Genomic DNA, 14,192 nt, shown 5'->3' with positions numbered 1-14,192 from the left:
GTATCTTTCCATTCCTCTTTATTGCCCAGTTTCTCGCCAAAGGATTTCACGCTGTTTTCCACATGCTCCTTCTTGAGGCTGCGCATTTTTTGTTCCATCTCGAATTTTTCAGCTTCCAGTGCGGCAGCTTGTCCGCGCAGGCCTTCCAGTTCTTCATCCAAGCGCATCAGGGTGATTTCTTGTTCGCCCGTCAAATCGCCCAGTTCATCGGCTGTGGCTAATTCTTGTCTTTTTTCGGCTTTGTCGTTGATCTGTTTTTTCAGCGATTGGAGTGCTTCGCCTTTCGCATCGATCTGAGAGGAGAAATAAGAAATCTCGCTGGCCAATTCATCCAAAATCTTTTCCAAATTTTTACGGTCTTCCCGCTCCTGATCGGAGACTTGATCCGTTTGCTCTGTATATTTTGATGCAGTATCCTTTGAATCAGTAAAATCTTGTTGCTGATTCAACTTCACTGCATCTTTACCTTCGCGCTTCGCCAAGTTTTCCAAAAGCACCAAGGCTTCTTCTGTAGTGATGATGCCTTCTCTTACCAACGCTAAAATACGGTCTCTTTCATTCATGGTAGTTCCTCCTTGATGGTTATCCATTTATCTATTCACTGACATGGGACAGTCTGCCTATTTCTGATTATCTGTTGCTTATGTCCTTATTATGCCCAATTTCCTTTCCCTTGTCATAGGTCTAAAGATTGATTTTCCCTTCAGCAGAAATGACTAGAGGATTGTAAGAAAAGCGGAACGGGTACAACAAAAGGCCAACCGGAATCGGCTGGCCTTTTAGTGACTATCATTATTTTTTGTTTCTTGCTTTATCCCGTTCCAGAATGGGTTTCAGGAATTGGCCGGTGTAGCTGCCTTTCACTTCGGCGATTTCTTCCGGCGTGCCGGTTGCGAGGACGGTTCCTCCGCCAGCTCCGCCTTCAGGACCCATATCGATGATGTAATCTGCCGTTTTGATCACGTCGAGATTGTGTTCGATCACGACGATCGTATTGCCAGCTTCCACCAAGCGGTCCAAAACTTGCAACAATCTGGCGATATCGTGCGTGTGCAACCCTGTGGTCGGTTCATCCAGTATGTAGAATGTCTTGCCGCTTGAAACGCGTTGCAGTTCACTGGCCAGCTTCATCCGCTGGGCTTCACCGCCGGATAGCGTCGTGGCTGGCTGCCCCAATGTCACATAGCCGAGGCCGACGTCGACGATGGTCTGCAGTTTGCGCCTGATTTTAGGGATGGCTTCAAAATAGGCCAAAGCTTCCTCAATCGTCATATCCAAGACTTGGGCGATGTTTTTGCCTTTGTATTGCACTTCCAAGGTTTCCGAATTGTAGCGTGTGCCATGACAGACTTCGCAAGGCACGTAGACATCCGGCAGGAAATGCATCTCGATCTTGAGAATGCCGTCGCCGCGGCAGGCTTCGCAACGCCCACCCTTGACGTTGAAGCTGAAACGGCCTTTTTTGTAGCCGCGTATTTTGGCTTCGTTGGTGCTGGCAAAAAGGTCGCGCATGTCATCGAAGACGCTGGTGTAGGTTGCCGGATTGCTTCGCGGCGTCCGTCCGATCGGGCTTTGGTCGATATCGATGACTTTCTCCAGACCTTCGAACCCGCTGATTGTCTTGAACTTTCCCGGTTTTTCTTTCGTACGGGTCAATTCTTTGGCCAGGGCTGTCTTCAGGACATTATTGACCAGTGAGCTCTTTCCTGAACCGGAAACGCCTGTGACTGCCACGATTTTCCCTAAAGGAAAGGCAGCATCCACATTCTTCAGGTTATTTTCAGTGGCGCCGGTGATTTTCACGGCCCCTTTGTCTTCCGTCCTTCGTTTCTCAGGGACCGGGATGAACAATTTTCCTGACAGATATTTTCCGGTCAGGGATTTCTTGTTTTTCATGACTTGCTCGGGCGTTCCGGCAGCCACGATTTCACCGCCGAGTTCGCCCGCACCCGGTCCGATATCGATCAGATAATCCGCCTGCATCATCGTGTCTTCATCATGTTCCACAACAATCAACGTGTTGCCGAGGTCGCGCATGTTTTTCATCGATTCGATCAACCGATTGTTGTCGCGTTGATGCAACCCGATGGATGGCTCATCCAAAATATAGAGTACACCGGACAGGTTGGAGCCTATTTGCGTCGCCAAGCGGATCCGCTGCGCTTCCCCACCGGAAAGCGTGCCCGCCGTCCGGCTCAGCGTCAAGTAGTCAAGGCCGACGTTCTTCAGGAACGTCAGCCGTGATAAAATTTCCTTCAGGATAGGCGCCGCAATCTGTTTCTCTTGTTCCGAAAGGGAAATACCCTCGAAGAAGGCGACCGCATTCTCGATGGAAAACTCTGTGACTTGACCGATGTCGTGTTCGGCCACCTTCACGGACAGGGCTTGCTCATTCAAGCGATAGCCATGGCAAGTATGGCAAGGCAACTCGGTCATATATTGGCGCATCGCTTCGCGCGTAAAATCGCTCGATGTCTCTTTGTAGCGTCGATTGACATTGGTGATGACACCTTCAAAAGGGATATCGACATCGCGGACACCGCCGAATTCATTCTGGTAATGGAAATGGAACAGTTCGCCTCCAGCACCATAGAGCAGTTTCTGCTGGGTGTCGTTGCTCAGTTCGGCGTACGGAAGGTCCATATCGATCCCGTTCTGTCCACAAAACTGGCGCAGCATTTCCGGATAGTAATTCGAACTGATCGGGTTCCAAGGCACCAACGCCCCTTCATTCAGGGAAAGCTGTTTATCCTGAACGATCAAGTCGGGATCTACTTCCAATTTCATCCCCAGCCCATCACATTCGGAGCAGGCTCCGTAAGGCGCGTTGAAAGAAAACAGGCGCGGTTCGATCTCACCGATCGTAAATCCGCAATAAGGACAGGCATGGTGTTCGCTGAACAAAAGCTCTTCACTGCCGATGACATCAACGACGGCGTATCCATCAGCCAGATGCAATGCCGCTTCGATCGAATCGAAAATCCGCGAGCGGATGCCCTCCTTGATAACCAGGCGATCGACAACAATCGCGATATCATGCTTTTTGTTCTTTTCCAATTCAATGTCTTCGGAAACATCAAACAATTCCCCATCGACGCGGACGCGGACGTATCCTTGCTTCTTGATGTCCTCGAATACTTTTTTGTGCTGCCCTTTTTTTCCTTTGATGATCGGGGCCAGTATCTGCAGTTTCGTGCGTTCCGGCAGCTCCAAAACCTGATTCACCATCTGTTCGGGTGATTGGCTGATGATCGGCGTGCCGTCATTCGGACAAATCGGATGCCCCACACGGGCAAAAAGCAGGCGCAGGAAATCGTTGATTTCTGTAACTGTGCCGACTGTTGAACGCGGATTGCGATTCGTCGTCTTCTGATCGATCGCAATCGCAGGACTCAAGCCATCGATACTATCCACATCCGGTTTATCCATCTGACCCAAAAACTGGCGCGCATAGGCAGAGAGGCTTTCCACATACCGTCTTTGACCTTCTGCGTAAAGCGTATCAAAAGCCAATGAGCTCTTGCCCGATCCGGAAAGACCGGTCATGACGACAAGCTTGTCCCTTGGGATGGTGACATCTATATTCTTCAAGTTGTGCGAACGGGCTCCCCGTACGATGATTTGGTCTTTTGCCATATTTTCTCAGATCCTTCTTTGACTTATTCTTGAATTTCGTCTGATTCATGTTGTCTGTAGTATACCATATCCAGGCCCATAAAGAACACTAGTTCGCACGTTTATTCATGGATTGTTCTTGTTCGTTGTAGCTGTCCCATCCTCATTATGCATATCCTCCCTGCCGTGTTCGGCATGTTCGACAGCCAAATGCAGAATTTCGTAGACATGCTGATCGTCTTGGCTGTACAGGATATTTTTTCCGCTTCTTCTGCTTTTTACCAACTTCGCTTCCCGCAGCTTCTTCAGCTGGTGCGACACTGCGGATTGCTCCAAGTCCAGTTCCTCCGCGATGGCGTTTACGTTCAGTTCCCGATTTTCCAACACATGCAGGATCAAAAAACGGGTCGGATCGCCGATCAATTTGAAAATTTTCGTAACTGCTTGTATCGTTTCTGTATTCAAGTCTGACATCATCTCACTAAGACCCCTATCCCTTACCTTCAATACTTATTTTAGCAAATTCATCCGTTCTATGAAAGCTATTGCCCTTGCTGTCGAAATCAAGCAGCTGCAAGCAAACTGCCTTGGTTTAAGCACTGACTGATCCAGAAAAAAAGCGTTGCAACACCTCTTGGGCATCGCAACGCTATTCTCATTAAATTTTATGATGGACATTCAATTCTACGACTTCTCCGGAATCCAAGTAAATGATCCACTCGGAGATATTCGTTACATAATCGCCTATTCTTTCCAAATAAGTCGAAATACGCATGTAGTTTGTTCCACCCAAAACAATCTCTGGATCTTGCTTCATTTGTTCGATGCAGTTTTCATAGATATTTTTGGCAGCAGCATCGATTTCCGTATCCCGCGCCGCAATTTCCCGCGCGCGTTCGACATCGAGGACGACATAGGCATCCAGGACTTCCTTGACCATGTCCATGACCTTCAAAGCTGTCTCCGCGATGGCCGTTTCGATATCGGCATCATGCTTTTTGCCCTTCACTTTGATAGTCGATTTTGCAATACTGACTGCATGATCGCCGATCCGTTCCAAGTCCGCGCTGGCTTTCATCACAGTGACGATTTTGCGCAAGTCCGTTGTCACAGGCTGCTGCAAAGCAATCAGCTCGAAGCATTCGATTTCCAGATCGTTCTCGAGCTGATTGATGGCCGCATCTTCATCTATGACTTGCTGCGCCAGTTCCTTATCGTGCGTGACAAAAGCATCGATTGACTTATGGATCGCAGCATTGACCAACACACCCATCTTCAAAAAGTGAGCGTGCAAACTCTCTAATTCCTCTTCAAACACTCGTCTCATCACAAACCAACCCCTTTGTAAATATATTTCATTATGCAACGGATCAGCCAAAACGTCCAGAAATATAATCTTCCGTTTGTTTTTCTTTTGGATTCGTGAAAATTTGGCTTGTTTCCCCGAACTCGATCAATTCACCGTTCAAGAAAAAGGCAGTATTATCCGAAATCCGTGATGCTTGTTGCATATTGTGCGTAACAATGATCATCGTGTACTCGTTTTTCAATTCCATAAGCATCCGTTCGATCTGAGCACTGGAAATCGGATCCAATGCGCTCGTCGGTTCATCCAACAAAATGACTTCCGGTTCGATCGCCAAGACCCGGGCGATGCAGACACGTTGCTGTTGTCCACCTGACAAAGATAAGGCGCTCTGATCCAATTTATCTTTGACATCATCCCAGACAGCTGCTTTCTTCAGGCTTTCTTCCACGATCCGGGCGATTTTTTCCTTGTCCTTCATCCCGGCGATGCGCAAGCCATATGCTACGTTGTCGAATACCGAAAACGGGAATGGGTTCGGTTGTTGGAAAACCATGCCGACCTTTTTCCGCAACTCTACAGTGTCCATCTGCGGACTGTAGATATCCTGATCATTGAAACTGATTTTCCCGGTGACCGTCACATCCGGAATCAGGTCGTTCATGCGATTAAGGGTCCTTAAGTAAGTGGACTTGCCGCATCCGCTCGGCCCGATCAAAGCCGTGATTTCTTTTTTATGAAAATCAAGCGAAATGCCCTTCAACGCTTCGTTCTTTCCGTAATATAAATGTACATCACGCGTTTCAATAATGGGTTTTGTGCTGTTCACGTTGCTTTCCTCCTAGCCGAAATGCCCAGAAACATAATCTTCCGTCTGTTGAATCTTCGGACGGGTAAAGATTTTTCTGGTCTCATCATATTCAATGACATTGCCCAAATAGAAGAACGCCGTATAGTCACTGATCCGCGATGCTTGTTGCATATTGTGTGTAACAATGATGATCGTATACTTTTCCTTCAACTCCAGCAAGGTTTCTTCGACTTGAGAAGTCGATATCGGATCCAACGCGCTGGCAGGTTCATCCAAAAGTAGGATATCCGGTTTCAGTGCGATCGCTCGTGCGATGCAGAGACGCTGCTGTTGTCCACCAGAGAGTGCTAAGGCGCTTTTGTTCAACTGGTCCTTCACTTGGTCCCAAAGGGCCGCTTGTTTCAGGCTGGTTTCGACGATTTCATCCAATGCCGACTTGTCTTTCATGCCGTGTCTTCTCAATGCAAAAGCGATGTTCTCATAAATCGATTTGCTGAAAGGATTCGGTCTTTGGAATACCATCCCGATATTTTTCCGCATTTCGAACACATCGACTTCAGGCACGTTGACATCGATGCCTTGGTAAATGATTTCCCCAGTCACCTTTGCTCCGGGAACAGTATCGTTCATCCGGTTCAATGAACGAAGATAAGTCGATTTCCCGCACCCGCTCGGTCCGATCAGCGAGGTGATTTTATTCTTTTCAAATTCCATGGAAACGCCTTTGATTGCTTCAAAATCGCCATAATGAACGTGCAGATCATTTGTCTTCAAGGCAACTTCAGCCTCAGGACGCATCCGGATGATATTCGTTTCCAGTGTTTTTTCATTTCCCATCAAGGGTCCCTCCTTCAAGTCAATTTTCCGGTTCTATGCTGAAGTGGCCTTCTTCTGCAATCTTCTGCCCAAACTTCTGGCGGTCAGATTGAAGATAAGCACAGCCAACACCAGTACTGCTGAGGCACCCGCAGATACTTGCGCCCCATCCGGTTTCACGCCTTCACTGTTGATTTTCCAGATGTGCACAGCCAATGTCTCGGCAGGCCGGAAAATATTCAACGGACTTGTGATGGATTGCGGATTCCAGTTTGTGAAATCCAAAGCCGGCGCGCTCTGCCCGGCTGTATAGATCAGTGCGGCTGCTTCACCGAAAATACGGCCCGCAGCCAAAATCATCCCGGTCAGAATACCCGGCAAAGCAGCCGGAAGAATGATCAGCGTCACTGTCTCCCAGCGGGAAAGGCCCAATGCCAAGCCAGCTTCACGCTGGGAAGACGGAATCGCCCGCAAGGAATCTTCGATTGTTCGTGTCAAAAGCGGCAGGTTGAAGATGGTCAGTGACAAGGCTCCCGAAAGGATCGAGAAGCCAAAATCATATTGGATGACGAAAATCAGGAACCCGAAGAGTCCGACTACAACTGACGGTAAGGAACTCAAAACTTCGATAGCAGTACGGATGATGTCGGTAAACCAATTTTGAGGTGCATATTCCGAAAGGTAAATCGCCGCTCCCAGCGCTAGTGGCGTGCTGATCAGCATCGTCAGGATCAAGAGGTAAAAGGAATTGAATAACTGCACTCCGATTCCGCCGCCTACCTGGAAGGATTTTGCCGGTGCCGTCAGAAATTCCCATGAAAACTGGGGCAGACCGCGCCATAAGATAAAGAGCAACAGACTTGCCAAAATAAGGATGATCGTTCCGGAAAACAGATAGATCAGTCCGACCATAAATTTGTCTACTTTTTTGGGATCCATGTTCATTTTTTAACGGCTCCTTTCTTTCCGATGTAGCGTGTCAAAATATTAAAGAATAGAGCCATCAACAGGAGGATGGTCGCCAATGACCAGAGAACATTGTTTTCCAAGGTTCCCATCACGGTGTTCCCCATGCTCATCGTCAAAATACTTGTCAATGTCGAAGCCGGCGTCACAAGGCTGTTCGGCATCAAAGTCGCATTTCCGATGACCATCTGAACCGCCAAGGCTTCTCCGAACGCACGCGCCATACCGAAAACGACTGCCGTCAGCAGGCCCGGGGTTGCTGCCCGCAAAACCACCTTATAGATGGTCTGCCAGCGCGTCCCTCCCATAGCAAGGGAAGCTTCCCGGTAATGACGAGGGACTGCGTTCAACGCATCCACTGACATGCTGGTCACGGTCGGTAAGATCATGACGAACAGGACCAATGTGGAAGAAAAAATACCGAATCCGGTACCGCCGAACAGAGAGCGGACAAACGGCACGACGACCGTTAAGCCGATGAATCCATATACGACAGAAGGAATACCGACAAGCAGTTCAATAACCGGCTGCAGAATTTTTTTCCCGGATTTCGGTGAAATTTCCGTCATGAATAAGGCTGCAGCCACGGCAAACGGTGTCGCCAAGGCTGCGGAAATCAAAGTGACCAAAAACGAGCCTGCGATCATCGGTAAGGCGCCGACTAATGGTGTGCCGTCATCAGCGACGGTACCGGGGTTCCAGATGCTCTTCGTCAAAAAATCCCCTAGTGATACGCCATCCGTAACAAAGGTGGATATCCCTTTGCTGGTGACAAAATATAGAATGGACAGCACGATGAAGACGATGACTGCCGTGCTGATCAGACTGATGGTGCGTCCAAATGATTCCAATCTGCGTTTACTTGACTTTTTCATTAAGTTTCCTGGTGTCATTTCCAAGAGAAACCCTCCTCTTAAACTTTGAGCCGCAACGAAAGGCGCCGTCCTCCAAAAAGGCGGCAGCCTCTCATCGCAATGATATTTCAGTTGCTGTTATTCGATCGGTGTTACGTTTCCTTCAATATCCCTATCAACCTTCATTTGCGTCGAAGGAATGTATCCCAACGCTTCGATCAGATTGCCTTGCACTTCTTCCGACAGCATGTAATCCAGGAATTCTTTCGTCAATCCCGTAGGTTCGCCATTCGTGTACATATGTTCATATGCCCAAATGACCCATGCGTTAGTCGTAACGTTCTCCGGTGTCGGCTTCACCCCATCTATGGAAAGCGCCTCGACATCTTCATTGACGTAGGAGAACGATACATAGCTGATGGTGCCTGGTGTTGAAGCAACAATCTGACGGACGGTTCCGTTGGATTCCTGTTCTTGGGTGATGATGCTTTCTTCTCCGGCCAGAACCCATTTATCGAATGTCGCCCTGGTTCCGCTGCCCTTCGCGCGGTTCAATACGACGATTGGCAGATCCTTTCCGCCCAATTCGGACCAATTGCTGTATTTGCCGGTAAAGATGCCGCGCAACTCTTCCATGGAAAGATCCGTTACACCGACACCCGGCGTCACGATAGGTGTGATGCCGACGATGGCGACACGATGGTCCACCAATTGGCTGGCATCGATTCCTTCCCTCTCTTCGGCAAAAATATCCGAATTGCCGATGTCGACCGCACCTGCGGCAATTTGGCTCAAGCCAGTTCCGGTACCGCCGCCCTGGACATTGACGAATTTCCCGAGGTTTTCCGCACTGAACTGTTCCCCAGCGGCCTCGACTAACGGTTGCAGCGCAGAAGAGCCTACCGCGGTGATGGATTCCTCATCGACTACAGGACCGCAGGCAGATAGCGCAAAGACAGCAGCAAGACTGACTATGGCTGAAACATATCTTAATTTCATTGTGTACCTCCCATGTATTAACCTTGAACACATACTTATCCATCGTAACGAATTTTTGTAAATGTTTCGTATCTCTTTTGTAAATTTTATGTAAATCCACCATATATTTTATTGATGGAACATTGTAACGTTGATTTTACGTTATTTTTCTGTAAATTTACTCTATGATTATCCATATTATAACAAATCGGCGGAACGCTTGTCTTACATATAGCACAGAAATATTTATTACATTTTCATGAGTGTTTTCAATCATCCACTTTTGGCCGCAATTACTGAAAAGTACAAAAAAAGCCGGGAAGGTGCCGCGCAATCGGGTTCGATTGCAAGGCCTTCCTGGCTTAATCTCTTCTCATCCTGAACTCATAAATCTGTTAGTCTTCGAATTTGTTGTTTGTGTTCAATTCGATGATTTTCCCTGTCCCCAAATAAATGATCCACTCACAAATATTTGTTACATAATCGCCGATCCGCTCGAGATAGCCGGCAACCATGATGTAATCTGTCGCTCCCAGAACGAGTTCCGGATCAAGCTTCATCTCTTCGATGGCGCGTCCGTAGATATATTCGGCGGCCTGATCAACCAGTTTATCGCTAAGCGCAACTGTTTTTGCTTTTTCGATGTCCGTTTTGATGTAGGCGGCAAGTACTTCCTCCACCATGACTTTTACTTTTTCTGATTGCTCTGCTATCGCTGCTTCGATATCGGAATTGCGCTTATTGCCTTTAACACGGATAGTCGACTTCGCAATACTTACGGCGTGATCTGCCATACGCTCCAGATCCGCGCATGCCTTCATGATGGTAACGATTCTGCGGAGGTTACCAGTGACTGGCTGATGCAACGCGATCAATTCAAAGCATCTTTTCTCGATTTCCGCTTCTCTTTGGTTGATGACGATATCACTCGCTATCACTTCTGCAGCAAGCTCTTTATCATGATTCACAAAACCTTTAACTGAGATGTAGATTGCTTCATTCACCATTTTCCCCATTTCAGAGAAAAGTACGTGCAAATCCTGCAATTCTTCTTCAAAAATCTTTCTCATCTTTTCGCCCCCTGTTACATGTCATTATGCATCACAGTGCATCTCTTATCCCATTATAGCCCAGTCTTACCCGAATTTACCAGAGATATAATCATCTGTGCGTTTGTCATTCGGATTGGAGTAAATGATTTCCGTCTTATCATATTCTACCACTTCTCCATTTAAAAAGAAGGCCGTTTGGTCCGAAATTCTGGCTGCCTGTTGCATATTGTGGGTAACGATGATGATGCTGTAATCTTTTTTCAAAGTCTGGATAAGTTCTTCGACTTTGGACGTCGAAATAGGATCCAATGCGGAAGTCGGCTCATCCATCAAAAGTACTTCCGGTTCCACCGCAAGACTTCTGGCGATGCACAAACGTTGTTGTTGCCCACCGGATAACCCAAATGCATTCTGCTTCAGTCGATCTTTTACTTCATCCCAAAGAGCTGCACCCTTCAAACTTTTTTCAACAATCTCATCCAAAATGGTTTTATCTTTGATGCCGTGGATTTTAGGCCCGTATGCGATATTTTCATAGATCGATTTTGGGAAAGGGTTCGGTTTTTGGAAGACCATCCCCACATCCGTACGCAGCTGCTCCACTTTGTATCTAGGATCAAAAATGTTCTGTTCGTTGTAATTGATCGATCCCGTCATTTTTACGCTCGGAACCAACTCGACCATCCGGTTCAAGGTTTTGATGAAAGTGGACTTGCCGCATCCTGATGGTCCGATGATCGCCGTGACTTCCTTTGTCGGGATATCAAGTTGGATGTTTTTCAGAGCGTGTGTATCTCCATACCATAAGTTGAAATCTTTCACGCTGTAAATCATTTTTTTATCTTTTAAGCTCACTTCTGGATTCAAATGAGTACCCTCCTAATTTAATAACGCTTCGAGAATTTATTGCGGATATAGATCGCCAGTGAGTTCATGATGACCAACATAAGCATCAAGACAATACTTCCTGCTGCAGCAACAGCTTGGAATTCTTCTTGGGGCCGTCCTGCCCAGTTGAAGATTTGGATCGGCATTGCCGTGAACCCGGATAAGATGCTTTCCGGAACATAGGCGATAAAGGTCATCGCTCCGATCATCAATAGCGGTGCAGTCTCCCCGACTGCCCTTGAAAGAGCCAATATCGATCCGGTAAGGATTCCGGGCACAGCTGCCGGAAGAACGACTGTACGGATCGTCTGCCATTTTGTGGCGCCCATCGCATAAGAGGCCTCGTATTGTTCCTTTGGAATAGCGCGAATCGCTTCTTGGCTGGAAACAACAATCACCGGCAAAATCATCAAGCTCATGGTCAAACCGCCCGCCAGGACGCTTCTGCCCATTTCCAGCAAGCGGACGAACACAGTCAGCCCCAAGAGCCCGAAAACAATGGACGGCACGCCGGAAAGATTCGAAATATTCAACTCGATGAAGTGCGTAAATTTATTATCGGGAGCATATTCCTCAAGATAGATCGCCGTTCCGACACCCAGAATGAGTGATACTGGAGCGACAATGGCCATGATCCAGACGGTCCCATGGATAGCAGCTTTGATGCCTGCATCTTCCGCTTTTCTTGAGGCATAATTGCTCAAGAAATCCCAATCAAGATAGCTGGCTCCTTGCGAGACGATCCGCATGACCAGGATAGCCAAGACGACGATACCAAAAAAAGTGGCCAGAAAAAAAAGTCCCTTGAATACATTGTTCAGCATCAGCCGGTTGTTGATTCTTTTGTTGTTCTTCTCTACTAATTTCATCAATATTCCTCCCTAAAACGACGAGACACATAATTCGCCAACAGGTTCATCAGCAGGGTGAAGAGGAACAAAGTCATCCCTACTGCATAGATGCTGTAGTAAATGGTTGAACCATATGTGGCATCCCCCATGCTGACCTGGACAATGTAGGAAGTCATCGTCTGGATGGATTCTGTTACATCAAGCGTAAATTTAGGCGTGGAGCCAGCAGCTGTGGATACGATCATCGTTTCGCCAACCGCACGCGAGATTCCCAATACAATGGAAGAGATGATCCCCGACAAGGACCCCGGTAAAATGACTTTAAGCGCCACTTCCAAACGGGTAGCCCCTAAAGCTAAGGCACCCTCACGCATGGCGTTCGGCACAGCACCCATCGCTTCTTCCGACAAGGACGTAATCTGCGGGATGATCATGATCCCCACGACAATACCAGGGCTTAGCGCATTGAATATCGGCAAGTTCGGGATAACCGTCTGCAGCAAAGGGGTAACGAACGTCAAGGCGAACAGCCCATAGACTACCGTAGGAACACCGGCCAAAACCTCCAGAACCGGCTTGACGATTTTCCTGGTCCGTTCGGTTGCATATTCGCTCAAATAGATGGCTGATGCTAGACCGAGCGGTACAGCTACGAGCATCGCAATGCCTGCTATCAAGAATGTTCCACTCAATAACGGCAAAATCCCAAAACTGGGATCATTTTTGAAGAAAGGATACCACTCTTTTCCGGCAAGGAATTCCAGGATCGGAACATCACTGAAAAACGTGCATGTTTCTTTTGCCAGCGTGAACACAATCCCGAATGTCGTCAGGATCGAAATGATCGCACAGACCAGAAAAAAAAGAGGCATTGCTTTTTCTGTAAATTGCAAAGATTTTTGTCGTGAACTTTTTTCGTTCATCAAGTCTTTGACAGATTTGGACATATTGATTCTCCTCTAATAAAGATGAGATGCAAGGGAAGCAAAACGCTCGCTTCCCTCACATCCCTTAGTCATTTATTTGGTTTTGTTTATTTCAAACCTTCCAATGTAGTCAAAGCTGTTTCATAAGATTCAGCCGGTAGAGCTACATAGCCAACCTCAGCTGCCATTTCGGCTGCCATTTCCAATGTGTATTTCGTGAACTCATAGACATTCTCATTTTTCAATGACTCGTTCTTCACGTAGATGAACAATGGGCGAGAAAGTGGCTCATAAGATCCATCTTGAACTGTTGTGTCGTTAGGTGTGACTGCAACGCCTTCAGCGTTTACGATCGGAACAGCTTTAACGATGTCACTGTTTTCCAGGAAGTATGCATAACCGAAGTACCCGATAGCATTTTCGGATCCGGAAACACCTTGTACCAAGACATTGTCATCTTCAGATAATGAAGCTACTTTATTGATTTGTTCGCCATCCAAGATCACTTCATCAAAGTAATCGTACGTTCCTGAGTCAGTACCCGGGCTGAACAACTCGATTTTTTCTTCCGGCCAGCCTTCACGGACATCCGCCCATGTTTCTACGCCGGTTCCTTCTGTCCAGATCATTGCTAATTCTTCGATAGTCAATTGATCTACCCAGTCGTTATCGCTGTTCACAACTACTGTCAAGCCATCCAAGGCAATTTGGAACTCTGTATATTCGATGCCTGCTTCTTCCAACAAGGCGATTTCTTCGTCTTTGATCGGACGAGAAGCATTGCTGATGTCTGTTTCGCCTGCGATGAATTTCTCAAATCCGCCACCTGTACCGGATACGCCGATAGTCGCTCTGAGATCTGGATTGGCGATTGAAAATTCTTCTGCTACTGCTTCCATGATCGGGAATACTGTGGAAGATCCATCGACTAAGATATCGTTGCTTCCAGTTGTGCTTTCTGTTGCCGCACCGCTTTCTGTTGCTGCGTCTCCTCCGTCACCATTGCCGCAAGCCGCCAATGTAGCGCCGATAGTTAAAGCCATTGCGAATTTAGATAATTTGCCAAAGTTCATTTTTTACCATCCTTTATATTGAGGTTTTTTTGAACGTCATTGCCTGTTCACAACCC

General features: G+C 47.4%; 14 protein-coding genes. All 14 read right to left on the bottom strand.

Annotated features, from left to right (window positions below; all coding sequences use genetic code 11):
• On the bottom strand, positions 1 to 563 hold a 563-nt coding region (locus WBV27_RS04690; protein ID WP_424199867.1), incomplete at its 3' end, for an SHOCT-like domain-containing protein.
• A gap of 229 nt (positions 564 to 792) precedes the next feature.
• Complete coding sequence (uvrA, locus tag WBV27_RS04685) at positions 793 to 3,636, bottom strand: excinuclease ABC subunit UvrA (RefSeq protein WP_424199865.1); 2,844 nt, start codon at positions 3,634 to 3,636, stop codon at positions 793 to 795.
• 105 nt (positions 3,637 to 3,741) lie between these two features.
• Complete coding sequence (locus WBV27_RS04680; RefSeq protein ID WP_424199863.1) at positions 3,742 to 4,089, bottom strand: ArsR/SmtB family transcription factor; 348 nt, start codon at positions 4,087 to 4,089, stop codon at positions 3,742 to 3,744.
• A 184-nt stretch (positions 4,090 to 4,273) separates the two neighbouring features.
• Positions 4,274 to 4,942, bottom strand: coding sequence for a phosphate signaling complex protein PhoU (gene phoU, locus WBV27_RS04675; RefSeq protein WP_424199861.1), 669 nt, complete (start codon positions 4,940 to 4,942; stop codon positions 4,274 to 4,276).
• A 43-nt stretch (positions 4,943 to 4,985) separates the two neighbouring features.
• A complete protein-coding gene (pstB, locus tag WBV27_RS04670) occupies positions 4,986 to 5,750 on the bottom strand; it encodes a phosphate ABC transporter ATP-binding protein PstB (protein ID WP_424199859.1) in 765 nt (254 codons plus the stop codon).
• A gap of 12 nt (positions 5,751 to 5,762) precedes the next feature.
• Entirely contained in the window at positions 5,763 to 6,569 is an 807-nt protein-coding gene (gene pstB / locus WBV27_RS04665; RefSeq protein WP_424199857.1) for a phosphate ABC transporter ATP-binding protein PstB, read from the bottom strand.
• A gap of 33 nt (positions 6,570 to 6,602) precedes the next feature.
• Complete coding sequence (gene pstA / locus WBV27_RS04660) at positions 6,603 to 7,487, bottom strand: phosphate ABC transporter permease PstA (RefSeq protein ID WP_424199872.1); 885 nt, start codon at positions 7,485 to 7,487, stop codon at positions 6,603 to 6,605.
• Between the two features lie 2 nt (positions 7,488 to 7,489).
• On the bottom strand, positions 7,490 to 8,407 hold the full coding sequence (gene pstC, locus WBV27_RS04655; RefSeq protein WP_424199870.1) for a phosphate ABC transporter permease subunit PstC: 918 nt from the start codon (positions 8,405 to 8,407) through the stop codon (positions 7,490 to 7,492).
• 99 nt (positions 8,408 to 8,506) lie between these two features.
• A complete protein-coding gene (locus tag WBV27_RS04650; RefSeq protein ID WP_424199855.1) occupies positions 8,507 to 9,367 on the bottom strand; it encodes a phosphate ABC transporter substrate-binding protein PstS family protein in 861 nt (286 codons plus the stop codon).
• Between the two features lie 374 nt (positions 9,368 to 9,741).
• The gene (gene phoU, locus WBV27_RS04645; RefSeq protein WP_424199853.1) at positions 9,742 to 10,416 is read right to left on the bottom strand and encodes a phosphate signaling complex protein PhoU; all 675 of its coding nucleotides are present in this window, start codon (positions 10,414 to 10,416) and stop codon (positions 9,742 to 9,744) included.
• A 66-nt stretch (positions 10,417 to 10,482) separates the two neighbouring features.
• Positions 10,483 to 11,232, bottom strand: coding sequence for a phosphate ABC transporter ATP-binding protein PstB (gene pstB / locus WBV27_RS04640; RefSeq protein WP_272161907.1), 750 nt, complete (start codon positions 11,230 to 11,232; stop codon positions 10,483 to 10,485).
• A gap of 50 nt (positions 11,233 to 11,282) precedes the next feature.
• A complete protein-coding gene (gene pstA, locus WBV27_RS04635; protein WP_424199851.1) occupies positions 11,283 to 12,155 on the bottom strand; it encodes a phosphate ABC transporter permease PstA in 873 nt (290 codons plus the stop codon).
• Positions 12,155 to 13,084 (bottom strand): phosphate ABC transporter permease subunit PstC, encoded by a 930-nt coding sequence (pstC, locus tag WBV27_RS04630; RefSeq protein WP_424199849.1) that lies wholly within the window; start codon positions 13,082 to 13,084, stop codon positions 12,155 to 12,157. The genes pstA (WBV27_RS04635) and pstC (WBV27_RS04630) overlap by 1 nt, the downstream gene beginning before the upstream one ends.
• Positions 13,085 to 13,170: 86 nt before the next feature.
• Positions 13,171 to 14,136 (bottom strand): PstS family phosphate ABC transporter substrate-binding protein, encoded by a 966-nt coding sequence (locus tag WBV27_RS04625; RefSeq protein ID WP_424199847.1) that lies wholly within the window; start codon positions 14,134 to 14,136, stop codon positions 13,171 to 13,173.
• Positions 14,137 to 14,192 lie beyond the last annotated feature (56 nt).

The organism is Trichococcus sp., assembly GCF_049589555.1.
Lineage (GTDB): Bacteria > Bacillota > Bacilli > Lactobacillales > Aerococcaceae > Trichococcus.
This window is presented reverse-complemented; position numbering and strand designations above follow the sequence as displayed.

Coding starts and splice junctions, on each gene's coding strand:
- pstB (WP_424199857.1), bottom strand. CDS start 6,569: ATGGGAAATGAAAAAACACTGGAAACGAATATCATCCGGATGCGTCCT.
- pstA (WP_424199872.1), bottom strand. CDS start 7,487: ATGGATCCCAAAAAAGTAGACAAATTTATGGTCGGACTGATCTATCTG.
- pstA (WP_424199851.1), bottom strand. CDS start 12,155: ATGAAATTAGTAGAGAAGAACAACAAAAGAATCAACAACCGGCTGATG.
- WBV27_RS04625 (WP_424199847.1), bottom strand. CDS start 14,136: ATGAACTTTGGCAAATTATCTAAATTCGCAATGGCTTTAACTATCGGC.
- WBV27_RS04680 (WP_424199863.1), bottom strand. CDS start 4,089: ATGTCAGACTTGAATACAGAAACGATACAAGCAGTTACGAAAATTTTC.
- phoU (WP_424199861.1), bottom strand. CDS start 4,942: ATGAGACGAGTGTTTGAAGAGGAATTAGAGAGTTTGCACGCTCACTTT.
- pstC (WP_424199849.1), bottom strand. CDS start 13,084: ATGTCCAAATCTGTCAAAGACTTGATGAACGAAAAAAGTTCACGACAA.
- WBV27_RS04650 (WP_424199855.1), bottom strand. CDS start 9,367: ATGAAATTAAGATATGTTTCAGCCATAGTCAGTCTTGCTGCTGTCTTT.
- uvrA (WP_424199865.1), bottom strand. CDS start 3,636: ATGGCAAAAGACCAAATCATCGTACGGGGAGCCCGTTCGCACAACTTG.
- pstC (WP_424199870.1), bottom strand. CDS start 8,407: ATGACACCAGGAAACTTAATGAAAAAGTCAAGTAAACGCAGATTGGAA.
- phoU (WP_424199853.1), bottom strand. CDS start 10,416: ATGAGAAAGATTTTTGAAGAAGAATTGCAGGATTTGCACGTACTTTTC.
- pstB (WP_272161907.1), bottom strand. CDS start 11,232: ATGATTTACAGCGTGAAAGATTTCAACTTATGGTATGGAGATACACAC.